This is a genomic window from Faecalicatena sp., from assembly GCF_058819085.1.
In genome coordinates, this window is record NZ_JBZUUL010000037.1 from 97,409 (window position 1) to 119,716 (window position 22,308).

The 22,308-nt window shown below is 46.2% G+C and carries 20 protein-coding genes; 15 read left to right on the plus strand and 5 right to left on the minus strand.

Going from position 1 to position 22,308, the window contains the following annotated elements; translation table 11 throughout:
• Positions 1-7: 7 nt before the first annotated feature.
• The gene (grdD, locus tag AC4OGX_RS17395; protein ID WP_493331925.1) at positions 8-1,186 is read left to right on the plus strand and encodes a glycine/sarcosine/betaine reductase complex component C subunit alpha; all 1,179 of its coding nucleotides are present in this window, start codon (positions 8-10) and stop codon (positions 1,184-1,186) included.
• 156 nt (positions 1,187-1,342) lie between these two features.
• Here the strand turns inward: grdD and AC4OGX_RS17400 are convergent, their stop codons facing one another.
• Entirely contained in the window at positions 1,343-2,212 is an 870-nt protein-coding gene (locus tag AC4OGX_RS17400) for an Rpn family recombination-promoting nuclease/putative transposase (protein ID WP_493331926.1), read from the minus strand.
• Positions 2,213-2,676: 464 nt separating this feature from the next.
• Here AC4OGX_RS17400 and AC4OGX_RS17405 point away from each other — a divergent pair, with 464 nt between their 5' ends.
• The 3 genes from AC4OGX_RS17405 (at position 2,677) to AC4OGX_RS17415 (ending at position 4,793) form a co-directional block, all read left to right on the plus strand.
• Positions 2,677-3,543: a pyridoxamine kinase gene (locus tag AC4OGX_RS17405; protein WP_493331927.1), complete on the plus strand. Its 867-nt coding sequence runs from the start codon at positions 2,677-2,679 to the stop codon at positions 3,541-3,543.
• A 39-nt stretch (positions 3,544-3,582) separates the two neighbouring features.
• Positions 3,583-4,104 (plus strand): TIGR04002 family protein, encoded by a 522-nt coding sequence (locus tag AC4OGX_RS17410; protein WP_493331928.1) that lies wholly within the window; start codon positions 3,583-3,585, stop codon positions 4,102-4,104.
• A gap of 92 nt (positions 4,105-4,196) precedes the next feature.
• Positions 4,197-4,793 (plus strand): TIGR04100 family radical SAM protein, encoded by a 597-nt coding sequence (locus AC4OGX_RS17415; RefSeq protein ID WP_493331947.1) that lies wholly within the window; start codon positions 4,197-4,199, stop codon positions 4,791-4,793.
• Positions 4,794-4,915: 122 nt separating this feature from the next.
• Here AC4OGX_RS17415 and AC4OGX_RS17420 read toward each other — a convergent pair whose 3' ends face one another.
• Complete coding sequence (locus tag AC4OGX_RS17420) at positions 4,916-5,779, minus strand: methionyl aminopeptidase (RefSeq protein ID WP_493331929.1); 864 nt, start codon at positions 5,777-5,779, stop codon at positions 4,916-4,918.
• A 35-nt stretch (positions 5,780-5,814) separates the two neighbouring features.
• On the minus strand, positions 5,815-7,059 hold the full coding sequence (locus AC4OGX_RS17425) for a DUF1015 domain-containing protein (protein WP_493331930.1): 1,245 nt from the start codon (positions 7,057-7,059) through the stop codon (positions 5,815-5,817).
• A 328-nt stretch (positions 7,060-7,387) separates the two neighbouring features.
• Here AC4OGX_RS17425 and AC4OGX_RS17430 point away from each other — a divergent pair, with 328 nt between their 5' ends.
• Positions 7,388-9,997 carry an ABC transporter permease gene (locus tag AC4OGX_RS17430; protein WP_493331931.1) on the plus strand — a complete coding sequence of 870 codons (2,610 nt, stop codon included), beginning with the start codon at positions 7,388-7,390 and terminating at the stop codon, positions 9,995-9,997.
• Complete coding sequence (locus tag AC4OGX_RS17435; protein WP_493331932.1) at positions 9,985-10,746, plus strand: ABC transporter ATP-binding protein; 762 nt, start codon at positions 9,985-9,987, stop codon at positions 10,744-10,746. Before AC4OGX_RS17430 ends, AC4OGX_RS17435 begins: the two co-directional genes overlap by 13 nt.
• Before the next feature lie 148 nt (positions 10,747-10,894).
• Here the strand turns inward: AC4OGX_RS17435 and glgD are convergent, their stop codons facing one another.
• Both glgD and AC4OGX_RS17445 read right to left on the minus strand, forming a co-directional pair.
• Positions 10,895-12,010 carry a glucose-1-phosphate adenylyltransferase subunit GlgD gene (gene glgD / locus AC4OGX_RS17440; RefSeq protein ID WP_493331933.1) on the minus strand — a complete coding sequence of 372 codons (1,116 nt, stop codon included), beginning with the start codon at positions 12,008-12,010 and terminating at the stop codon, positions 10,895-10,897.
• A gap of 1 nt (position 12,011) precedes the next feature.
• Entirely contained in the window at positions 12,012-13,151 is a 1,140-nt protein-coding gene (locus AC4OGX_RS17445; RefSeq protein WP_493331934.1) for a glucose-1-phosphate adenylyltransferase, read from the minus strand.
• A gap of 416 nt (positions 13,152-13,567) precedes the next feature.
• Here AC4OGX_RS17445 and AC4OGX_RS17450 point away from each other — a divergent pair, with 416 nt between their 5' ends.
• From AC4OGX_RS17450 to AC4OGX_RS17490, 9 genes are all read left to right on the plus strand, one after another.
• Positions 13,568-14,647: a 6-phosphofructokinase gene (locus AC4OGX_RS17450; RefSeq protein WP_493331935.1), complete on the plus strand. Its 1,080-nt coding sequence runs from the start codon at positions 13,568-13,570 to the stop codon at positions 14,645-14,647.
• 24 nt (positions 14,648-14,671) lie between these two features.
• Positions 14,672-16,249 carry a DNA polymerase III subunit gamma/tau gene (gene dnaX / locus AC4OGX_RS17455; RefSeq protein ID WP_493331937.1) on the plus strand — a complete coding sequence of 526 codons (1,578 nt, stop codon included), beginning with the start codon at positions 14,672-14,674 and terminating at the stop codon, positions 16,247-16,249.
• Positions 16,250-16,486: 237 nt separating this feature from the next.
• Positions 16,487-16,966: a Panacea domain-containing protein gene (locus tag AC4OGX_RS17460; protein WP_493331938.1), complete on the plus strand. Its 480-nt coding sequence runs from the start codon at positions 16,487-16,489 to the stop codon at positions 16,964-16,966.
• A 244-nt stretch (positions 16,967-17,210) separates the two neighbouring features.
• Positions 17,211-17,564 (plus strand): YbaB/EbfC family nucleoid-associated protein, encoded by a 354-nt coding sequence (locus AC4OGX_RS17465; protein ID WP_493331939.1) that lies wholly within the window; start codon positions 17,211-17,213, stop codon positions 17,562-17,564.
• Positions 17,565-17,683: 119 nt separating this feature from the next.
• The gene (recR, locus tag AC4OGX_RS17470) at positions 17,684-18,280 is read left to right on the plus strand and encodes a recombination mediator RecR (protein WP_493331940.1); all 597 of its coding nucleotides are present in this window, start codon (positions 17,684-17,686) and stop codon (positions 18,278-18,280) included.
• A gap of 19 nt (positions 18,281-18,299) precedes the next feature.
• Positions 18,300-19,400, plus strand: a complete 1,101-nt coding sequence (locus AC4OGX_RS17475) for a LacI family DNA-binding transcriptional regulator (RefSeq protein WP_493331941.1) — start codon at positions 18,300-18,302, stop codon at positions 19,398-19,400.
• A 255-nt stretch (positions 19,401-19,655) separates the two neighbouring features.
• Positions 19,656-20,309: a fructose-6-phosphate aldolase gene (gene fsa, locus AC4OGX_RS17480; RefSeq protein ID WP_287841427.1), complete on the plus strand. Its 654-nt coding sequence runs from the start codon at positions 19,656-19,658 to the stop codon at positions 20,307-20,309.
• A gap of 76 nt (positions 20,310-20,385) precedes the next feature.
• Positions 20,386-21,222, plus strand: a complete 837-nt coding sequence (locus tag AC4OGX_RS17485; RefSeq protein WP_493331942.1) for a transketolase — start codon at positions 20,386-20,388, stop codon at positions 21,220-21,222.
• The gene (locus AC4OGX_RS17490) at positions 21,210-22,148 is read left to right on the plus strand and encodes a transketolase family protein (RefSeq protein ID WP_493331943.1); all 939 of its coding nucleotides are present in this window, start codon (positions 21,210-21,212) and stop codon (positions 22,146-22,148) included. Before AC4OGX_RS17485 ends, AC4OGX_RS17490 begins: the two co-directional genes overlap by 13 nt.
• The last annotated feature ends 160 nt before the right edge of the window (positions 22,149-22,308 follow it).

The following is a 22,308-nucleotide window of genomic DNA, read 5'->3' on the forward strand; positions in this document are numbered from 1 at the left end:
AGTGATAATGGCAGACAATATTCAGAAAATGATCGCTGATACCTTCCTGGAGATGGCACAGGGTCTGGAGACAGGATCATTCGGTAAAAAACCGAAGATCGCACTGACAGGCATGGGCAGCGAGCATGGCGAAGCAAATGCGATGGAAGCAGCAGTTGCAGCCGCAAAAGATGGAATTGATGTATACTATATTGGTACTTTAGAGGCAGAAGAAGATCCAAGTTCAACCGGACAGGTGATCACCGTGAAGGTTGAGGATGAGGAAGCTGCCCACAAGAAAATGGAAGATCTTCTGAAAGAGAAGGCAGTGGACGGGGCTGTGACCATGCACTATCCATTCCCGATCGGTGTTTCTACTGTAGGACGTGCAGTGACACCAGGAAAGGGACGTGAAATGTATGTGGCAACAACCACAGGTACATCCAGTGCTGACCGCATCGAAGGCATGATCAAGAATGCAATTTACGGTATCATTGCTGCAAAAGCATGTGGAAAAGCAAACCCGACAGTGGGAATCCTGAATGTAGACGGCGCACGCCAGACAGAGATCGCGTTAAAGCAGTTAAGAGACAATGGCTATGACATCACATTTGCAGAGTCTCAAAGAGCAGACGGCGGATGTGTCATGAGAGGGAACGATGTTCTCCAGGGAACACCGGACATCATGGTATGTGATTCCTTATCAGGAAATATCCTGATCAAGATGCTGTCCTCCTTCACAACAGGCGGAAGCTATGAGGCATCCGGATACGGATATGGACCTGGAATCGGGGAAGGCTATGACCAGCTCGTCATGATCATCTCACGTGCATCAGGAGCACCGCTTATTGCAGGAGCAATCCGTTATGCGGCTCAGCTGGTAAAAGGAAAGATCTTCGAAGTGGCTGCAAAAGAATTTGAAGCAGCAAACAAAGCAGGACTGGCAGATATCCTTGCTGCAAGAAAGGCAAATGATAAGCCGGCAGCAGCACAGGAAGTTGTAACAGCACCACCAAAGGAGATCGTTACAGCGCAGATTCCGGGAATCGAGATCATGGACCTGGAAGACGGCGTTCAGGCACTCTGGAAGATCGGCGTTTACGCTGAGAGCGGTATGGGTTGTACAGGACCGATCATCCGTGTATCAGATGCGAACCTGGCGAAAGCAGAGGAAGAGCTTAAGAAAGCCGGATATATCGGAGATTAGTTAAGAAACATGGTAGGTATTAGAGGATAAAGAAAAGGGATGAGCGATCCGGGCAGGACTCTTGTATAGTGCTGCAGGGCGGGGGCTCATCCCTTTAGTTTATGTCGTTTGTCGTAGAGCAATAGAGAGGGAGAATATATCTTTGCGTATCAATCTTTATAGTAGATGAAATTCTTTAAGTAATTGATCCTGATAAGCTTTATCAGTGACAGCTCTTTCAATCTCATCAGTACGGGACTGCTTTATTAAAATCTGAATCAGGCGGTTGACGCTTTCTTTGCCGTCCTCCTTAAGCAATCTGTCACGTTCTTCCATTTTCATATAATCAACTCCCATCTGCGTACTAGATTTAATATGTTTAACCTTTTCATGCAGATGCCGCAGCCTTTCATCACAGCCATCCGGGATACTTTCATCTGTGCTGTGCTCTACATAGTGCAGAAAATCAATCAGTGACTGTTCCTCCTCCTCATCATTTTCTCCCTTGGTATTTAGAATGACTTTTTTACACTCGTCACCTAAGGAAAGAGGCTGGGGCAGGGCTTCGTGACATAGATTTTCGAAAGTGTACCGATATTTCTTTAACCCAAAGATATCAAATCCGCAGATCACAACAATATAAGTTGGGTTTAGATGATCAAAGCCTATCTCACCGCTTTCCAAAAGTGGGGCATCGAGGAGTGCCTGATAAAATCTCGTTCTCTTAGGAATATTTCCTACATTGCGTTTCTGCATTTCTACATCAAAAATTCTGCCGTCTTCGTCCACTACATAAAAATCCATTCGTATTCCACGTTTACCGGGAAGGTTATGTATCACCTTCTGTCCTTCTTTCCAGCAGATCCTCTGAATCTTGATTCCCAGGGAAAGCTCCAAAATGATCTTGCAGGCTTCCAGATCCACCGTGGCGGCATCAAAAAGGTAGTCATCCATCAGATTTAGGTTCTGGAGTGGAGCCAGTAGTGCGCTGATATTCTCTGTAGATGTCTGTGGCATCTGAGTATTTAATTTTTCGTTTTCTTCCATATAGTTCTCCTTTAATTATAATATTTTCCTGTGTGTTTGGCAATGAAGAAGCAGAGTAATCATCTCCTTTCTGGTGAAAATGTGATGAAATCTTAGTGGAATGTCTGCTAAGAATGGTCTTACAGTCAGAGGCGGAATAGATAAGCTATTAATCACCAATATGACGTAATAGAAATGAAATTTTAGTGAGGAATTCAAATAGGATTAAGATATTTGTTTATTATGCTTCTCTTGTAATCACAACAGTTTAAATTGGGTACCCCGGTGAATTACCGGTCAGAAAAAGAAAAGCGAATGCTTTTCGATATCCTTAAGCGAAAGTATATCATAGTGATTGGAGAATAACAATTAGACAACATGCTGAAAATAAACTGGTCTGCTCAAAAAGTTCACAACTGGACGTTTAGACTAATCCACTTCTGTGATATCATTGCATGCAAGTGAAAGAGAAACGAGGTTATACTATGACGAAAAAAATTGCAGTCATCAATGATCTATCCGGGTTTGGGAGATGCTCTCTGACAGCCGCAATTTCTGTGATCGCGGCAATGGGGGTGCAGCCGTGTCCGCTTCCGACGGCGGTTTTGAGTGCGCAGACGGGGTATCCGAGTTATTTCTGTGATGACTATACAGATAAAATGGAACATTTCAGGCAGGAATGGGAGAAGATGGGAGCTGTGTTTGACGGAATTTATACCGGGTTTGTAGCGAGCGAACAACAGATTGAAAATATTTTTTGTTTTCTGGATACATTTTGCAAAAAGAATACATTTCTTCTGGTTGATCCTGTCATGGGAGATAATGGAAAGGTATATGCGATGTTTACCGACAGACTCTTAAGCCTGATGAGAGAGCTGGTGTATAAGGCCAATGCGGTTACTCCTAATTTGACAGAATTATGCCTGCTGACAGATACGGATTACCGTATGATCCAAAGTCTGACGGATGAGAAGCATTTGCTGACGGTAGTGGAGCAGATGGCGAGAAATGTGATCAAAAGAGGTCCTGATACGGTTGTGGTTACAGGAATACATTTTCAGGATGAGGAAGACGGGATCGAGAAAATGGGGAATCTGGCTGTTACAGGAAAACAGGCGGAGCTGTCTGCATTTCCTTATGTTGGAGGCAGCTATTCGGGAACCGGAGACTTGTTTGCCTCTGTGATCGCGGCGGGGATCGCAAGAGGGGATCGGATTAAGGACAGTATCCATCTGGCAGGAGAATTTATTGAGCGTGCCATCGTGGATTCGGTGAAGGAGAAGATACCGCGTAATGACGGTGTCAATTATGAACAATTTCTTGGGATGCTGACAAAGCAGCCGAAAGCCTGAGAGAAGAGATATCCGGAATAAAAAGGGAGGGCAAAGAGGATGAAGCATAACACATCAAAATTGACGATGACAGGCTTATTTGCGGCGATGATCACGGTGATGACGGCGTATATCTGCCATATTCCATATGGTGCAAACGGCGGTTATATCCACTTCGGAGATGCGTTGATCTATATGGCGGCTGTCTTTCTTCCGAGGCCGTACGCCTTAAGTGCGGCTGCAATAGGCGGAGGTATGGCGGATCTGCTGACTGCACCGATGTGGGCTCCGGCAACCATAATTATTAAAATGCTGATTACGCTGCCGTTTACAAGCAAAGAGGGAAGGATCCTGACCCGGAGAAATATTGCGGCGCCATTTGCGGCAGCGGTTATCTCTGCCGCAGGATACTATCTGGCAGAAGGCATTTTATTTGGCTCCTTTATCGCGCCTCTGGCATCCATCGCGGGAAGTGCAGTACAGTCAGGAGGAAGTGCGTTGATTTTCCTGCTTCTGGCAGCAGCGATGGATAAGGCACACTTGAAGAGTAAGACACAAAGGATGCTGCATATGTGTGAATAAGAATGGAAACAAGGGTTTTAACTGTGGATAACTTTAGGATCTTTGAGGAAAGAATGAATGATGCAAGATCAATTGGAAAAGAGGAAGAAAAAATGGCAGATATCTTATATACATATAAAAATCAAGTCTATGCAAATATTACAAATCTGTGCGACTGCAGATGCCGATTCTGTATCCGCAGCCACGAGGATGGAGTGGGGGATGCCGAGACGCTGTGGCACAAGGTTGATCCTACATTAGATGAGATCATAGCAGCATTAGATGATTTTGATTTCACCGGATATACGGAGCTTGTATACTGCGGATATGGGGAGCCGACCTGTGCGCTTAAGAATCTGATCGAATCCGCCAAATATGCGAAAGAGAAATATGGCGTTTCTATCCGGGTCAATACCAATGGACTGGGAAATCTTTACCATGAAAAGGATATTGTCCCTGTCCTTGCAAAAGTGGTGGATACGGTATCGATCAGTCTGAATGCACCTACAAAAGAGGCGTATATGGACGTGACACGGCCCAGGTTTGAAGATGCATTTGAGGGGATGCTGGATTTCGCATCGGCATGTAAAGGGGTGATCCCACAGGTGAAAATGACGGTGGTGGATGTTCTTTCAGAAGAGGATATCCAGGCAAGCAGAGAGCTGGCTGAATCCCTGGGAGTGGAACTGCGGGTCAGAAAGTTTGCGTAGGATGCGGTCCGTCAGGAATCATTGAATTGAGAACGGTTATAAAATAAAAAGCCTGCAGCGTTTGAAGCACAGGGGCACACTATGCAAAGTGGCCCGGACTTAAGAACGCTGCAGGTTTCTTTTTATTTTGTCAATATTTCTATCCCATCCTCTGTGACAAGAACCATGTATTCGATCTGTGCGGACAGTCCGTCGTCAATCGTATATACGGTCCAGTCGTTATCCTCATCCACAAAGAAATCAGGACTTCCCTCATTGATCATCGGTTCGATCGTAAACATCATGCCCGGCACCAAAAGCATTTCACTTCCCTTAGGTGTGACATAGCTGACAAATGGATCCTCATGGAACTCTAATCCGATCCCATGCCCCCCGATCTCCTCCACAACAGAATATCCATGAGCCTTTGCATGGGTGTTGATGGCATCCGCGATATCACCCAAATGTCCCCAAGGCTTGGCAGCAGCCAGGCCCAGCTCCACGCATTCCTCTGTGACCCTGATCAGCCGTTCGGCACGTTCGGAGATCTTTCCCATCTTGAACATCCTGGAAGCGTCAGAAAAATAGCCGTCTAAGATCGTAGATACATCTACATTGATGATATCCCCTTCCTCCAGGATAATATCAGGATCCGGGATTCCGTGGCAGATCTCGTTGTTGAGTGAGGTACACACACTCTTTGGAAATCCCTGGTAGTTGAGCGGTGCAGGGATCCCTCCGTGTTTCGTGGTGACATCATATACGATCTTATCAATCTCCTCGGTACTCATTCCGATATGGATCTGCTCTGCCACAGCATCCAGGACAGCGGTGTTCAGTGCAGCACTTTCTTTGATCTTCGCGATCTGGGCAGGGGTCTTTAAAAGCCTGCGGCTTGGGACAATCTCACCTCTTGCGGCATGGAGAGCCATCTTTTCTTCGATCGCCATATGGCATTTTTTGTATTTTTTCCCACTTCCGCACCAGCACGGTTCATTTCTTTCCATATAAATACATCTCCTTTTTCAATATCTCATCAATTTTATCGTTCAAACGGGTGGATGAAAAGCCCGCTTCTCAGCTTTGGTTCAAACCAGGTAGACTTAGGGGGCATCAGCCGTCCTGCATCGGCAACTCTGAGCAGTTCCTCCATAGAAGTCGGATACATAGCAAATGCAGCTCCCTCTCCGGCAGTATCGACAGCCTCTTTTAAAGCGTCCAGTCCCCGGATGCCTCCCACAAAACGGATCCTTAGGTCGGTCTTCGGATCGCGGATATGAAGAAGAGGACCCAGGATTACATTCTGCAGAATGGATACGTCCAGACTGTTGACCGGATCATCTGAAAATAGAAATGGATTTGCCTTCAGGCAGTACCAGGAACCATTTCCGTACAGGCCGATCTCTCCTTTACAGGAGGGGCGGTAAGGAGTCTTTCCCGTCTCGGTTATTTCAAATCCGCTTCGCAGCAGATCCAGAAAAGCGTCGAAGGTATAACCGTTGAGATCCGAAACCACTCGGTTATAATCGTAGATATGAAGCTCCTCAGCGGGAAACAGAACGGATAGGAAAAAGTTGAATTCTTCATTCCCGGTATATCCGGGATGCTGTTCCCTGCGTTTTAATCCTGCCTTCACGGCGGAAGCGGCACGGTGATGGCCGTCTGCTATATAAATATGATCGATTTCCTGAAAAATCCGGTGGATATCCCTGATATTATCTTCGCTTCCAATTTTCCAGACCTGGTGCCGCACAGAATCCTCACTTGTAAAATCATACAGCGGTGCCGTCAATTTTACTGCATCCATGATCCGGGACAGTTCAGGACGAGCATGGTAAGCCAGGAAGATCGGTCCGGTCTGTGCACTTAAAGTATCTACATGCCGGGTCCGGTCAAGCTCCTTCTCCTCGCGGGTATTCTCATGCTTTTTGATGCGTCCCTCCAGATAGTCGTCGATGGATGCACAGCCCACCAGTCCGGTCTGAGTCCGTCCGTTCATGGTCAGTGCATAGATGTAATAACAGTCCGTTTCATCCTGGATGAAAGAACCGTCTGCTCTCATTTCCTCAAGGGTATCTTGGGCCCTGTCATAAACAGCCTGGGAATACATGTCTATATCAGTGGAAAATTGTGTTTCCGCGCGGTCGATCTTTAAAAAAGAAAACGGATTTAAATCCACCGTTTTTTTTGCTTCTTCTCGGGTGTAAACATCGTAAGGCAATGCGGCAATAGAAGAAGCCAGTTCTTTTTTCGGCCGCACGCCGCGAAAGGGTCGGATGACTGCCATAGTATGTTCTCCTTTCATCAGCAATCGCACTTTGTCAGACTGCACCCATGAACAGGCCCTGAAAGATGAGCCATTGAATGGGGCAGCCGAAACCTCCTTTATTTTAGCACAAAGAATCAGAATTTACTACGGGATTCTATTTTATTGGCACAGGAAAAAGCATCATTCACGCAATATCCATTGTATAAAGTATAAAAAAGGAATAAGATAGGAATTAAGTAAAAGGGAATAACCGGAAAGAGAAACAAAGTGAGACTGGTGGATCTTACCACCGTTAGACGGAGGCATACACCTCACTTATGATTAAAAGAACAGGGAGGGAGATTTTATGAATGCGGTGAGGAAGGCAAGAAGGTTTCAGGTAATATGTGGGATAGTGGTATTTTTTTCCGTGCTGTTTTGTAAGTTCAATACAGATACAGGATTCTGCAGCCTGTGGGATCTTATTTACATGATCCGGGACGGAATGCTTACAGATGCTAATTGGGGAGTTCGTGTCCACTGGGCCGGTGCATTTTGTGGTCTGATTGCGAACCTCCTATATTTCATCCGCTCACTCTGGCTTATGAGCGGCAGGAAAATCGGATTTTTTGAGGTATTGCCGGGAGTGGGACTTGTCCTGTATGTTGTGTCGGCAGGGTTCGCCTTACAGCCTTATGCATTTGTCGGAATCATCATACTGATCTTTGATTATATGGGGGCGCGCTGGATCGAAGAGCGTGAGGCGATCAACAGGGCATATGAAGAGCAGAAGGCACGGGAGCTTGCCGAAAAAGATGCCATCAGGCGGGTACGGCATTTCCCGGGGAGATACCCGGAGGAATTTTTCAGGATGATCCGCAAGAATGCGGTCTATGGAAAAAAGGGACAGATGATCCTGGCAGCGGGCTGCATCCTTACATCTGCATTTATGTATATTATGTTTACAATGTATGGGCTGATCTCACAGGTGCATGGAGAGGAAGACTTTGCCTTTGGATTTGGTCTTGCACGGATTTTCCGGGAGACCGGGCTTATGATGGCTCTCTTAAGTATCCTGATGATGACCATGATCATTTCACATTATATCAAAGACCAGAAAAAATCAAACCGGCTGCTTGTCATCCTGGGGATGCGCAGCAGGACCGTTTATCTGATGTTTGGGATCGTGTTTGCTGCAAATGTGATCCTGTCTGGTATCGTGGGAACAGTGGCAGGAGGTGCGATATCCTATCTGGTAAGAGATATCTGGCAGAGTGGTCTTACGAATAATGGGGTCGTGGTGAATCTGGCATCCGCGATCAGTGGAAAAACAGTTGGAATGGGAAGCCTGGGATATCTGATCATCGTCCTTTTGTCGCTTGGTTTTAATCAGGAAAACGTGCTGAACCTGGCAAGATCCATGGATATGACTGCCGAGGTGCAGAAGGAGAAACGCGGGAAAAAGCATGCACCTTTACTGGCAGCGGCAGGCGCGCTCCTGTGTCTGATCAGCATTCGGCTCTATTGGTCCAGAAGCTGGGCAGAGACGATGTTTCTCCATATCTTTACGGTATTGGGGCTGTATCTGCTCCTTTTGGGAGGGATTCGCTTTTATCTGAACAGGCTTGAGGGCCGCAAGGATAGGTATTACCGAAGCCTGCTGTCTCGCCGCCCGCTTTATTACCGCTATAAAAAGAGTACCTGGAATCTGTTCTATCTGTCCGTAATACATTTGTTTATCCTGGGTGTGTTTGCAGTTCAGCTGACAGGTGGTCTCCTCAGACAGGACATTCCAAAGCTCTATCCCTATGATATCGTCTGTACGGCTTATGACGCGGATATGCAGAAACTGGAAGAGATTGCACAGGATCATGACGCCAGGATGCAGGTATATCCGATGCTTCGGATCACCTCGATCTATGGCTCCGATGCACCGAACATGCAGTGGGGCGGTGTCCGTCCGGTTCAATGGCCCCAGGGGCAGCACATTGCGATCTCAGAATCTACATACCGCGCCTTAAAAAAGGCCCGGGGAAAGACTCCCGAGAAGCTTGATCTGACGGGGGACGAGATCCATGTGGTATATCAGCAGGATCTGTCGGCCAAAGCGCATACGATTGACTGGGATACTAACAGAGTTCATAAAATGCTCAGGATCGGTCAGCCTCTGATGAGCTATATGACTGCTGAATATGAAAAGATCTTTCCGGAAAGAAAGATCAAAAGTGAGGAGCTGGACAGCCTTACCGGAGTTTTCCATGAAGGAATGGAGGATAATCTGGTCGTATTCAACGATACCTATTTTGAAGGAGAATATCAAAGGATATCCTCCTATAATCAGAAGCAGTGGAGCTTAAGAAAGGCTGCTGATTCTGATGAGTGGAACAGTTATACATACACCCATACCTCGAATATGACAGAGGGCCCCACACAGCTTCTATGTATCAGCGTGCCGGAAAAGGAATATGAAGGGATGCTCAGGGATATGGACTATCTGATCGAAAAACATGCATTTGACAGGACCTGGGACAGTGCCATCCTTCCATTTTATGGGAAACAGCAGATGATCGTGGATACCGGGGCAGAAATCTTCTTCAGGAAACTGGTTTATTTCTTTATTGTTATCCTGTTGTCGATCATGGGACTCTTCCAGTATTATGTGAAGTTTGAGTCGGAGGCAGGGGAGCTGAAATGGCAGAATCAATTCCTGAAAAAGCTCGGCCTGAGGGAGAAGGGACGTAAAGCGGCACTGACGGGACAGATGAAGATATTTGTAGTCCTGCCGCTTATTGTTGGAACATGTGGAGGAATCATTTTCGGAGGGCTCAGTGTCAGGGCAAGGCTGTATAATGCAGCGGCACTTAAAAGCTTTCTTTTGACAGGGGCTGTGGTTTATCTTATCTATATTGGTATCTGGATCATCTGGTATCTATGGGTAAAGAAATTAATATGGAGGCAGGCAGAATGGGAGAAGTAAATGTATTACAAGTGGAAGAGCTGATCAGGAATTATGAGAAGCAGACGCCTAGCGGCGCAAAGGATGAGATTAAGGTGTTAAAGGGGCTCAACTTCAATGTGAAGGAAGGGGAGTTCGTAGGTGTGATGGGGAAGTCAGGCTGCGGCAAGACGACACTTTTAAAGGTGCTGGGATTGATCGATAAGCAGACCGGAGGCGTCTTAAAGTTCATGGGTAAGGATACAAACGGACTCCATCCGGACGAGCTGGCTGATATCAGGAGAAAACAGATCGGGTTTGTGTTCCAGGATTTCTATCTGATGGACAGTCTGTCAGTGGAGGAGAATATCATGCTGCCGATGATCCTGAATAAGGAAAAGTCAGAGGTCATGTCCGAAAAGGCAAAGGAGCTTGCCGTACAGTTTCAGATCGACCACCTGCTGGGGAAGGATCCCTATGAGCTGTCAGGCGGAGAAAAACAAAGATGTGCGATCTGCCGTGCGCTGATCAACGACCCGGAGCTGATCCTGGCAGATGAACCGACAGGAAACCTGGATTCTAAATCTGGTAAGATCGTGATTGATGCTCTGACCAGGATCAATGAGGAGTATGGAAAGACGATCGTGATGGTAACCCATGATCCGAAGATGGCGGGATATTGTCAGAAGATCATACTATTGAAAGACGGTGTGATCCTGGAAACGTTGGAAAAGGCAGGGACAGACGAGGAGTTTTATCATCTGATACTGGATAAGATGAGTGAATTATAAGAGCAGCATAATAAAACCCCCAATAAAAACAGGTGTGTAAATGTATTTCTTTTCATTTACACACCTGTTCTTTACCTTATGAGGTATGGGGCTAAAGGAGTCCTGTCCCATAATATGTTTCTCAGGTCCGGCAGGATCGGAAAGACACTTATAATCTGTCTCTTCTTCTGATATAACCGGGTTTTGAAGGATCGGCAGTAACCTCTTTTGCATGGATCACTTTTGCACCCTTGTCAACAACCTGATTTTCAATATGTACGTCTTTTCCAATCGTTGCCCCCGGCAGAAGAACACTGTTCTTGATCACAGCACCTTTCTGGATGATACAGCCGCGTCCGATAACGGAATTCTCGATGGTACCCTCGATGGAGCAGCCATTGGATACAACGGAAGACTTCACATCCGCAGTCTTATAATACTGTGTTGGGCAGGAGTCATTGGTTCGTGTATAGATCGGCCATTCATCGTCAAACAGAGTCGTGGAATTCTTCAGGTCGATCAGTGAAATATTAGCATCATAGTAACTCTTAAAGTCTGTGATGGAAGCAAAATAACCTCTGTGTGAAACTCCGCGTACATCAAGCTCCTCACACTGGTTATCAACGATCTGGGCCAGCGTATACATGGAGGAAATACTTCTTGCCTTTTGGATCAGTTCTAACAGCAGGTCCTTTTTCATAACGTATGTGTCCATGAAAATGCTTCTGTTCTTAGCGGTCCCCCGGTTCTTCTCAATAGATAAGACTCCCTTCTGGCGGTTTAGGTTCAAGAGGTCGCAGTTTAAGAAGGCTTCCTTTGCATTATCTGTTGAGTGATACAAAAGAGAGATATCTGCTCCTGATTCGATATGTGTCTCCAGCAGATGGTCGAAGTTCTGGGTATATACCATATAGCTTGGAGCGATCACTACATATTGGTAATGCATTCTCTCGATACACTCAAGGTTCTCCCAAAAAGCTTCGATATCAGTATTGTAAATATCGTTCTCTGAGCTGCTTTCAGAGAAAAGCACGCGCAGCTTTCCGCGCTTGGAGTTGATGTTGTAATGTCGTCCTGTTCCAAGGTGTTCTACAAGTGAACGAGGTTTTCTTCTCAGATAAACCTGGATCTGGTCAATGCCGCTGTTACTCATATTGGAAATCGGAAAATCGATGACACGATATCTGCCCAGGAAGGAAAATGCTCCGATGCTGCGGTAATTCTGAAGCCCTTCTACCCAAATGTGATTCCCGGAAGGATAAACAATTCCAAATGCGTTATTCATATTATTCTGCCCCCTTTACATGTTTCGCAACCAGTTCGATGTGCTCGCTGTCAGCATGTCCTACGACAGCATTCTTGTCGATCTTAATTCCATCGGCAACGAGTGCACGTGTCACAACTGCGCCCTCGCCTACTTCCACACCAGGCATCAGTACACTGTCAATGATCTTGGCACCTGTACCAACTCTGGCCCCTGTGAACAATACGGAATTCTTGATCTCTCCGTCTAAGACACAGCCCTGGGTGATGAAAGCATTCGTAATGTCTGCATTTGGTCCTACATAGTGAGGCAGGGTATAACCGTCTTCGGTATAGATCTTCCAGGTCGGGTCATTTAAGTCCAGCTCGTTGTTCTTGTCCAGAAGGTCCATGTTAGCCTCCCAGAGAGAGTCGATGGTTCCAACATCCTTCCAGTAGCCTTTGTATTTGTATGCATACAGTCTCTTCTGGTCATTTAAAAGGGTCGGGATGATATCTTTACCAAAATCATGGTTGGAATCGGCATCCTTCATATCTGCAAGAAGCAGCCTGCGCAGAAGCTTCCAGTTGAAGATATAGATTCCCATAGATGCAAGGTTGCTCTTCGGCTGTGGGGGCTTCTCCTCGAATTCTACGATGCGGCCCTCCTCGTCGGTGTTCATGATACCGAAACGGCTTGCTTCTTTCATTGGGACTTCAATGACGGCGATCGTTGCATCTGCCTGACATTCCTTGTGATAAGCGAGCATTTTCGCATAATTCATCTTATAAATGTGGTCACCTGACAGGATGAGGACGTATTCTGGTGAAAAGGTATCGATAAAATCGATATTCTGTGAGATCGCATCTGCTGTTCCCCGGTAAACGTCAAGGTTGGCGTCAGCCTTTTCGCGCGGCGGCAGAACGTAAACACCGCTGTTCTGTGCATCTAAGCCCCAGCGGCGTCCGGCAGCAACATAGCTGTTTAGTAAAATAGATTCATATTGTGTCAGTACACCCACTACATCAATGCCGCTGTTGGCACAGTTACTTAATGGAAAATCGACAATGCGGTATTTCCCGCCATATGAAACGGCTGGCTTAGCCACTTTGTTCGTCAGGTCATGCAGACGAGAACCGCGACCGCCAGCTAAGATCATTGCTAACATGTTGTTTTGTTTCATACTAAGTCCTCTCTTTCATATTACTTGTACATATTGTACAAGTTTTTCGGGGTGATTACAATCCTTTTGTGCAAAAACATAGTAGAAAATCGCGGTTTTGGATTATACTTTCCAGAAAAAGGAGGAGAATAGAAGCAAAAATCGGAAGGTTAAAACGGAAAAGAAATGGAAGGCCGGGATATCTGCGGACGGCTTTGCCAAGCTCCACAAATCAGGGGGCTAAGATTTTCTTGTTACAGTGTTTAAAATGGGGTATAATTATAAAGGTAAGAGTAAGCTTCACCTTACGGTGGAGCTTTTCGTAGTTAATATACTCTGCGGATGCCGCAAAGGCATGTTCTTAGTTAGAATATAGGAGGATGGCGGCAGAAGGGCATCAGATGTGCAGGGAAGTTTGAAAAAGGAGGACACGTACTATGTTAAGGATCGGAATGTTGACAAGTGGCGGAGACTGCCAGGCTTTGAATGCAGCCATGAGAGGTGTTGTGAAGGGAGTCTGTTCCAAACGTAAGGATGTAGAGATTTATGGTTTTAAAGATGGTTATAAGGGTCTGATCTATGCCAATTTCGAGATGCTGACCTCCAAGGATTTTTCAGGGATCCTGACCAGAGGCGGTACGATCCTGGGTACCTCCAGACAGCCGTTTAAGCTGATGCGTGTACCGGACGAGAACGGGCTTGATAAGGTTGCTGCTATGAAGCATACATACCACAAGCTGAGCCTGGATTGTCTGGTGATCCTGGGAGGCAATGGTACGCATAAGACAGCGAATATGCTTCGGGAAGAAGGATTGAACATCATCACGCTTCCGAAGACGATCGATAATGATCTGTGGGGAACGGATATGACCTTCGGATTTCAGAGTGCGGTGGATATTGCCACTGACACGATCGACAGGATCCATACCACAGCGACTTCACACAGCCGTGTATTTATAATAGAAGTAATGGGGCACAAGGTGGGACATGTCACGCTCCACGCCGGTATTGCAGGCGGTGCGGATATTATCCTGCTCCCGGAGATCCCATATGATATCAATGTAATTGCAGATGTGATCCAGAAGCGTACCGAGGCAGGCAAGCCATTCACCATCCTTGCTGTTGCAGAAGGGGCGATCTCGAAGGAGGACGCAAAGCTTAAGAAAAAGGAATATAAGGAAAAGCTGGAGAAACGAAAATATCCTTCCATTGCATATGAACTGGCAGAACAGATCCAGAAGAAGACGGATAAGGAAGTCCGTATTACGGTGCCGGGACATACACAGAGGGGGGGATCGCCTTGTCCTTATGACAGAGTATTTTCTACAAGGGTAGGGGCGGCGGCAGCCCAGCTGATCTTAGAAGAGGATTATGGTTATATGATCGCAATGAGAAATGGTGAGACTGTGAAGGTACCGCTTAAGGATGTGGCAGGGAAGCTGAAATATGTGGATCCGAAGTGCAGTCTGATCAAGGAAGCAAAGCTGACGGGAATTAGTTTTGGAGATGAAATTTAAGTAAAGAGAACAGAGGTGTGATTCATGTCGTATACGGCGCTATATAGAAAGTTCCGTCCTACTGAATTTTCAGATGTAAAAGGGCAGGACCATATTATTACAACATTACAGAACCAGATCAAGGCAAACCGCATCGGGCATGCCTATCTGTTCTGTGGGACCCGCGGGACGGGAAAGACTACGGTTGCGAAGATATTTGCCAAGGCGGTGAACTGCGGGCATCCGGTGGATGGAAGTCCCTGCGGGGAATGTGCGATGTGCAGGTCCATTGCGGCGGGTACTTCCATGAATGTGATAGAGATCGATGCTGCATCGAACAATGGTGTGGACAATATCCGGGAGATCCGGGAGGAGGTGGCGTACCGTCCGACAGAGGGACGGTATAAAGTCTATATCATCGATGAGGTCCATATGCTTTCCATAGGGGCCTTTAATGCACTTTTAAAGACGCTGGAGGAGCCGCCGGAGTATGTTATTTTTATTTTGGCGACGACGGAGGTTCATAAGATACCGATCACGATCTTGTCCCGCTGTCAGCATTATGATTTTAAAAGGATCAGCATCGAGACGATCTCGGACAGATTGAAGGAGCTGATGATCGAGGAACAGGTAGAGGTGGAGGATAAGGCGATCCGTTATGTGGCGAAGGCGGCGGATGGCTCCATGCGTGATGCGCTGAGCCTTCTGGATCAGTGTATCGCCTTTTATCTGGGGCAGAAGCTGACTTATGATAATGTGCTTGAAGTACTCGGCGCGGTGGATACGGATGTATTCAGCCAGCTGCTGCGCAATATCATCCGGCGGGATGTTCCCAAGGTGCTGGATACCGTGGAGGAGCTGGTGATGCTCGGAAGGGAGCTGACGCAGCTGTCTGTAGATTTTACATGGTATCTGAGAAATCTACTCCTCATGAAGACGTCTGATAATATTGAGGATGTACTGGATGTATCCACGGAAAATATGCAGCAGCTTAAGGAAGAGGCAGAGATGATCGAGACCGACATGCTGCTTCGGTATATCCGTATTTTTTCCGAACTTTCAGGGCAGTTAAAATATGCGTCCCAGAAGAGAGTGCTTCTGGAGGTCGCACTGATCAAGCTGTGTACCCCGGCGATGGAGATAGAGCAGGACAGCCTGCTTGACCGGATCCGTGCACTGGAGGAGAAGATAGAGCAGGGAATTCCGGCAGGAGCTGTTTCGGAACGGGTGGTATATGTAGGAAGTGAAGATGCTGATGTGCCTGCGAAGACAGGTCCGAAGCCGGAGCTTCCGAATGCGGTCCCGGATGATATCAAGGAGGTTGTGAAGAACTTCAGACCCATTGCAGATGAGGCATCCGGCATGCTTAGGACCTTCTTAAAGAAGGCAAGATTAAGCCTTGGAGGAGATAACCGGCTGATGATCGTTATGCCCGGGTCAATGGAGGCTGAGATCGTCGGAAGGGAAGACCATCGGCAGGAGTTAGAAGGTTTGATCGAAAACCGGATCGGGAAGAAGGTTGAGGTGGAGGTGCGCCATGTAGAAGAGGGGCGGCACTTTGAGGACACATTTGCAGACCTTGAGAAATATATTAATATGGAGATCATTGTGGAGGATGAATAGAGACTTGAGAGGGATTGATGCTGTATATATGGAGGCATATTAAGCAGGTATATTGAGTGTAAAATGAAAACATAAGAAAAAGAATATATAAGAAAAAAGAACGCTTGTTCTGTTTGGCGCTTTATGCTATATTAGATATAGAGAGTTGTGATAAAAATAAGACTTGTATTTTTATCAGCAGTCCTATAAAGGGGAAATGTTATGTACCCAAAATCGTCTGTGAAAGGAGGCCCTAAGATGTATAGTGCGATAGATATAGCGAATTATACCGTGAATTATATAAAGGAATGCGGCAGGCACATCTCCAATCTGAAACTGCAGAAGCTGTTGTATTACATTCAGGCAGCATTTTTATGTGAGCGGGGAGAGGACTGCTTTGATGAGGCTATCCTTTGTTGGAGGCATGGTCCGGTGATTCCAAGTGTTTATAATCGGTTCAGTCAATATGGAAGTGATGAGATACCGCAACAGAGAACGGAGAACAGGCTTGTATTTAAAGCCGGAAGGCTGCAGATGGAGAATGTGAGCATTGATACAGATAGAATCTGTAAAAGGGATAAAGAGCTGATCAATTCTGTATTGGACGGACTTATGGATTACAGTGCATGGTATCTGGTTGACCGTACACATGAAGAAGAGCCGTGGAGACGTCTAAAGGATTATAACGATGAGATTACAAGCAGCAGCATCAGGGACTATTTCATATTTCATAAATGATGAAGAATTACGATACATATGCTTCTTTTATAGGGAATGATCCAAAGGATGGTATTTATTCGCTGTAAGAGGGGCATATTGTCTGTTATCTTAATCGTGAGATATTTTGATGAGAGATGTTTTCACATGAAAAAACTACACAGATAAAAGGAAATATGATAATATAAGTAATGAACGGCTGAAAATCGCCGTAAAGATGATAATAGCGTATAAATTTTATATTGTAGCATAGGAGGATCAGATCATGGCAAAAAGAGGTGGATTTCCAGGCGGCGGAATGCCTGGCAATATGGCGAACCTTATGAAGCAGGCGCAGAAGATGCAGCGTCAGATGGAAGAGCAGGCAAAGGAGCTTGAGACAAAAGAGTTTACAGCAACAGCAGGAGGCGGTGCAGTTGAGGTGACTGTTTCCGGTAAACGCGAGGTTCTGAAGGTGAAATTACAGGAAGAAGTAGTGGATCCGGAAGATATTGAGATGTTAGAGGACCTGATCGTGGCAGCAACAAACGAGGCACTGCGCCAGGTCGATGAAGTATCCGGTGCAGCAATGAGCAAACTGACAGGCGGACTTGGCGGCGGAATGCCGGGAATGTTCTAAATATTCTGACAATGGAGAGCAAAAGGGTCAGACCCCTTTGAAGAAGGGTCTGACCCTTTTGAATCGCTCGTTGAATTACCCGGCAAAAGGACATAAAAGGAATACAGGAGTGAAACCAGATGGACTATTATAGTAATCAAATCAGCAGGCTGATCGAGGAGTTTTCGCGGCTTCCGGGGATCGGAGCGAAGTCTGCGCAGCGGCTTGCCTTCCATATTATCAATATGCCGAAGGAGCAGGTGGAGGCACTGGCAAAGTGTCTTGTGGATGCACGCAATAATGTGAGATACTGCTCACAGTGCTGTACCCTGACGGACCGGGAGCTTTGCCCTATCTGCAGCAATCCAGACCGGGACCAGAAGACGATCATGGTTGTGGAGACACCGCGTGATCTGGCAGCTTATGAGAAGACCGGGAAATATAATGGTGTCTATCATGTGCTGCATGGTGCGATATCGCCAATGCTGGGGATCGGTCCTGGGGACATCCGTTTAAAGGAACTGATGGAGCGCCTGCAGGGAGATGTGGACGAAGTGATCATTGCGACGAATTCAAGCCTGGAAGGTGAGACGACAGCGATGTATATCAGTAAGCTGATCAAGCCGACAGGGATTAAGGTCAGCCGGATCGCCAGCGGGGTTCCGGTTGGCGGTGATCTGGAATATATTGATGAAGTGACGCTTCTGAGAGCCTTGGAGGGCAGAACGCAGTTGTAGTAGAACAGGATGTGGGACGATGTATAAGAAGAAGGTGACATCTTCGGATGTAGCACAAAGGGCCGGAGTTTCCCAGGCCACCGTTTCGATGGTGCTGAATAAAAAGTATAACGTTTCTTTTTCCAAGGACGTGGTGAAAAAAGTAGAGGATGCGGCTAAGGAATTGGGATATGAACTGCCGAAGCGCAAAAAGCACAAGGAAAATAAGCGCGAAAAGCTTCTGGTGGTATTCTGTCCAAATCTGACAAATCCGTATTATGTAATGCTGCTCCAGGGAATTGAGTCCAGGGCTACGGAACAGGGCTTCGGTCTGTTTGTCTGTAATACACAGCGGAACCTGGAGCTGGAGGAGCGGTATTTGAAAATGATGCCGTCTCTGAATCCGCAGGGTGTGATCTACACATGCAACCCAAGCCGGTGCTTCATGCCTGTGGTGGAGGAGCTTTCGAGACAGATCCCATTTGCGGTGATCAACAACCAGAATGAGAAACTGGATGTGGATGCCGTGGAGCTGGATAATTCGAAACTCGGCAGGATCATGGCACGGCATCTGCTTGAACTTGGACACAGGCATGTGGCGTACATCGCGCCTCCCTTAACGGTGCGGCAGAAGCAGCGTTCCAAACGGGTCGAGGGCTTTCTGAAAGAATTTAAGGATGCCGGGCTCGGTGAGCAGGTGGTTATTAAGGCGGCTAATGAGGCGATAGACAGGGACATTCCGGGGATCGATTCAGAGTATCGGATCGGTTATGATCTGACCAAGGAGCTTTTGGCAGAAGATAAGGAGCTGACAGCTATCGTAGGTCTGAACGATATGATCGCATTTGGAATCCTGGATGCGCTTTATGATGAAAAATATAAAGTCCCCGGAGATATGTCGGTGATGGGCTGCGACAATACATTGTTTGCTAAAATGCACAAAATCTCGTTGACTACAATTGAGCATTTTGTGATATACAAGGGCAGGGATGCATGCGATATTATCATGAAGAAAATTAAAACAAGAGATCGGCGCTATTCAGAAATGGAGCCTATCAGTATTTATCACGTGGAGTATGAGCCGCGTCTTGTGACAAGGGGAACCACCTCTTATCCGAGGAGCAAAAAAAAGAAAAATTAATGCATTACTTAAAATTATTATTAATAATTTCGAATGTTGTAAGAGCAGGAAACAGAAAATATTTCTGAAAATGCCAGAAATGTACTGGGAATTTGAGAATTGATATCTTCAATAAAAAGTTGTTTTGATTAATAATTATAAAATATTAATGAGATAAAATTATTAATATTTTATAAGCCTATTGACCGCTTTCATCGCAGAGATTATAATCAGAAATATGAAAACAAAGGGATTTAGTTCAAGGAGGAACGGACAATGAAATTTTTTATCGACACAGCTAAAGTAGAGGATATTAAGAAAGCAAATGACATGGGAGTGATCTGCGGAGTTACAACAAACCCGTCACTGATCGCAAAGGAAGGACGTGTTTTTGAAGAAGTGATCGCTGAGATCGCATCCATCGTAGACGGACCAATCAGTGGGGAAGTAAAAGCTACGACAACAGATGCAGAAGGAATGATCGCAGAAGGAAGAGAGATCGCTAAGATCCACCCGAACATGGTTGTTAAGATTCCTATGACAGTAGAAGGATTGAAAGCTTGTAAAGTGCTTTCATCAGAAGGAATCAAGACCAATGTAACACTGATCTTTTCCGCAAACCAGGCACTTCTTGCAGCAAGAGCAGGTGCAACATACGTTTCCCCATTCCTGGGACGTCTGGATGACATTTCCGTAAGAGGAACAGATCTGATCGCAGAGATCGCACAGATCTTTGAGGTTGCGGGAATCGAGACAGAGATCATCGCAGCAAGCGTTCGTAATCCGATCCACGTAACAGACTGCGCACTTGCAGGAGCTGACATCGCAACAGTACCATACAATGTAATCGAGCAGATGACACATCATCCACTGACAGATGCCGGAATCGAGAAGTTCCAGGCTGATTACAAGGCAGTATTTGGTGAATAGTCTGACAATGGCGTGCAAAGGGGTCAGACCCCTTTGAAAAAGTCTGTTTCAAACATAAAATTTAGGAGGAATTCCGATGAACAAATTAGAATTGATGAAGACTGCAAACGAGGTCCGCAAGGGCATCGTGACAGCGGTTCACAGTGCAAAGTCCGGACATCCGGGCGGATCACTGTCAGCAGCTGATATTTTTACCTATCTTTATTTTGAAGAAATGAATATTGATCCTAAGGATCCTAAGAAGGCAGATCGCGACAGATTTGTGTTATCTAAGGGACATACAGCTCCGGGATTATATTCTACACTTGCAAACAGAGGATTTTTCCCGGTTGAGGATCTGAAAACTCTGCGTCATGTAGGTTCTTACCTGCAGGGACATCCGGATATGAAGCATATCCCGGGAGTCGATATGTCATCAGGTTCCCTGGGCCAGGGAATTTCAGCGGCAGTTGGTATGGCACTTGCTGCTAAATTATCCGGAGATGACTACAGAGTGTATACTCTGCTTGGAGATGGAGAAATTCAGGAAGGTCAGGTTTGGGAAGCTTCTATGTTAGCAGCCCACAGAAAGCTGGACAACCTGGTTGTCATTGTGGACAATAATAATCTTCAGATCGACGGAGCAATCGATGAGGTGAACTCTCCATATCCGATCGATAAGAAGTTTGAGGCGTTTAATTTCCATGTAATCAATATCGATGGAAATGATTTCGATCAGATCGATGCAGCATTCAAGGAGGCTAAGACAGTAAAGGGACAGCCGACAGCGATTATCGCGAAAACTGTGAAAGGAAAAGGCGTTTCCTTCATGGAAAATCAGGCTTCCTGGCATGGAGCAGCTCCGAATGATGAGCAGTATGAAGTTGCTATGAAAGATTTAGAGAAGGTAGGTGAAGCATTATGTCAGATGTAAAGAAAATTGCAACAAGAGAAAGTTATGGTAATGCTTTAGCCGAGTTAGGGAAAAATCACGAAGATGTTGTAGTACTGGACGCAGACCTTGCAGCAGCTACAAAGACAGGCGTATTTAAAAAAGCATTTCCAGAGAGACATATCGACTGCGGTATCGCAGAATGTAATATGATCGGTGTGGCAGCAGGACTTGCTGCAGCGGGCAAGGTTCCATTTGCAAGCTCCTTCGCAATGTTCGCGGCAGGACGTGCATTTGAGCAGGTTCGCAACTCCGTCGGCTATCCGAAGCTGAACGTAAAAATCGGCGCAACACACGCAGGTATTTCCGTAGGAGAAGATGGTGCGACACATCAGTGCAACGAGGACATCGCCCTGATGAGAACGATTCCGGGGATGGTTGTGATCAACCCATCTGATGATATCGAAGCAAAAGCAGCAGTGCAGGCAGCGTATGATCATGTGGGACCTGTATACATGCGCTTCGGAAGACTTGCAGTACCAGTTATCAATGACAAGCCGGACTATAAGTTTGAGCTTGGAAAGGGTGTGGTGCTTCGTGAAGGAAAGGACCTCACGATCATCGCGACAGGGCTTCCGGTTGCTAACTGCCTTGAAGCAGCGGAAAAACTTGCAGCAGACGGAATTGATGCAAAAGTCATTAACATTCATACAATTAAACCACTTGATGAAGAGCTGGTTGTTGCAGCAGCAAAGGAGACTGGAAAAGTCGTTACAGTTGAGGAACATTCCATTATCGGAGGACTTGGCAGCGCAGTGTGTGATGTGCTTTCAGAGCAGGCTCCGACGAAGGTTATGAAGATCGGAATCAATGATACTTATGGAGAATCAGGTCCTGCAGTAGAATTGGTGAAAAAATATGGACTGGATGCAGACAGCATTTATGAGAAAGTAAAAAGTTTCGTTTAAACTTAAAAAGTTCAAGTGAAATTCAGAAGGGTCAGACCCCGTTTCAAAGGGGTCTGACCCTTTTGCAAGTGCGCCCGGCGGCGCACGTTTCTAACCGGTGCAAGTCCGGAATCCGCCCGGTAGTGGGAAGGATATAGCCGAAGGCAAGGGTGTCCATCGT

Bases quoted from the DNA above. Each gene is read 5' to 3' on its own strand.
- grdD (WP_493331925.1), top strand. From the start codon at position 8: ATGGCAGACAATATTCAGAAAATGATCGCTGATACCTTCCTGGAGATG.
- AC4OGX_RS17400 (WP_493331926.1), bottom strand. From the start codon at position 2,212: ATGGAAGAAAACGAAAAATTAAATACTCAGATGCCACAGACATCTACA.
- AC4OGX_RS17405 (WP_493331927.1), top strand. From the start codon at position 2,677: ATGACGAAAAAAATTGCAGTCATCAATGATCTATCCGGGTTTGGGAGA.
- AC4OGX_RS17410 (WP_493331928.1), top strand. From the start codon at position 3,583: ATGAAGCATAACACATCAAAATTGACGATGACAGGCTTATTTGCGGCG.
- AC4OGX_RS17415 (WP_493331947.1), top strand. From the start codon at position 4,197: ATGGCAGATATCTTATATACATATAAAAATCAAGTCTATGCAAATATT.
- AC4OGX_RS17420 (WP_493331929.1), bottom strand. From the start codon at position 5,779: ATGGAAAGAAATGAACCGTGCTGGTGCGGAAGTGGGAAAAAATACAAA.
- AC4OGX_RS17425 (WP_493331930.1), bottom strand. From the start codon at position 7,059: ATGGCAGTCATCCGACCCTTTCGCGGCGTGCGGCCGAAAAAAGAACTG.
- AC4OGX_RS17430 (WP_493331931.1), top strand. From the start codon at position 7,388: ATGAATGCGGTGAGGAAGGCAAGAAGGTTTCAGGTAATATGTGGGATA.
- AC4OGX_RS17435 (WP_493331932.1), top strand. From the start codon at position 9,985: ATGGGAGAAGTAAATGTATTACAAGTGGAAGAGCTGATCAGGAATTAT.
- glgD (WP_493331933.1), bottom strand. From the start codon at position 12,010: ATGAATAACGCATTTGGAATTGTTTATCCTTCCGGGAATCACATTTGG.
- AC4OGX_RS17445 (WP_493331934.1), bottom strand. From the start codon at position 13,151: ATGAAACAAAACAACATGTTAGCAATGATCTTAGCTGGCGGTCGCGGT.
- AC4OGX_RS17450 (WP_493331935.1), top strand. From the start codon at position 13,568: ATGTTAAGGATCGGAATGTTGACAAGTGGCGGAGACTGCCAGGCTTTG.
- dnaX (WP_493331937.1), top strand. From the start codon at position 14,672: ATGTCGTATACGGCGCTATATAGAAAGTTCCGTCCTACTGAATTTTCA.
- AC4OGX_RS17460 (WP_493331938.1), top strand. From the start codon at position 16,487: ATGTATAGTGCGATAGATATAGCGAATTATACCGTGAATTATATAAAG.
- AC4OGX_RS17465 (WP_493331939.1), top strand. From the start codon at position 17,211: ATGGCAAAAAGAGGTGGATTTCCAGGCGGCGGAATGCCTGGCAATATG.
- recR (WP_493331940.1), top strand. From the start codon at position 17,684: ATGGACTATTATAGTAATCAAATCAGCAGGCTGATCGAGGAGTTTTCG.
- AC4OGX_RS17475 (WP_493331941.1), top strand. From the start codon at position 18,300: ATGTATAAGAAGAAGGTGACATCTTCGGATGTAGCACAAAGGGCCGGA.
- fsa (WP_287841427.1), top strand. From the start codon at position 19,656: ATGAAATTTTTTATCGACACAGCTAAAGTAGAGGATATTAAGAAAGCA.
- AC4OGX_RS17485 (WP_493331942.1), top strand. From the start codon at position 20,386: ATGAACAAATTAGAATTGATGAAGACTGCAAACGAGGTCCGCAAGGGC.
- AC4OGX_RS17490 (WP_493331943.1), top strand. From the start codon at position 21,210: ATGTCAGATGTAAAGAAAATTGCAACAAGAGAAAGTTATGGTAATGCT.